Origin of the sequence: Protofrankia sp. CiP1_Cm_nod1 (assembly GCF_920888515.1) — a bacterium.
Lineage (GTDB): Bacteria > Actinomycetota > Actinomycetes > Frankiales > Frankiaceae > Protofrankia.
Map to the genome: position 1 here is coordinate 10,070 of NZ_CAKKTM010000381.1, position 588 is coordinate 10,657.

General features: G+C 76.0%; 1 protein-coding gene. It reads left to right on the forward strand.

What is annotated here, in order from left to right; translation table 11 throughout:
- On the forward strand, nucleotides 1–419 hold a 419-nt coding region (locus tag NBX02_RS17045), incomplete at its 5' end, for an ABC transporter ATP-binding protein (protein ID WP_250292163.1).
- Between the last annotated feature and the right edge of the window lie 169 nt (nucleotides 420–588).

The window sequence follows — 588 nt, forward strand, 5'->3', positions numbered from 1 at the left end:
GCGCCGGCCGGCACGCCCGCGTCGACGAGGTGCTGCGCGCGGTCGGCCTCGACCCGGACGTCCGCGCACGTTACCCGCACGAGTTCTCCGGTGGGCAGCGGCAGCGCATCGCCATCGCCCGGGCGCTCGCGCCCCGCCCGCGGGTGCTCGTCGGTGACGAACCGGTGAGTGCCCTGGACGTGTCGGTGCGCGCGCAGATCCTGGACCTGCTGGCGGCGCTCGCCGCGAGCTACCGGCTCAGCCTGGTCGTCGTCTCCCATGACATCGGCGTGGTCGCCCGGCTGTGCGACCAGGTGATCGTCATGCACCGCGGCGAGGTGGTGGAGCGCGGCGCCACCGAGGCGGTGCTGTCCGCACCGGCCCACCCCTACAGCCGGTCGCTGATGGCGGCGGTGCCCCGGCTGCCAGGGGCGAGGTGAGCCACGGGCCCCGGCACCCCGGACCGCGGCACCCCGGACCGCGGCACCCCGGACCGCGGCACCCCGGGTCGCGGCATGCCGCGGGACGCGGAAGATGCGACAGGCGGCTCTGTGTCGGGTAAGCGGACGGATCCTGACCGTACCCGGCGGGGCCTGACACACCAGCGGA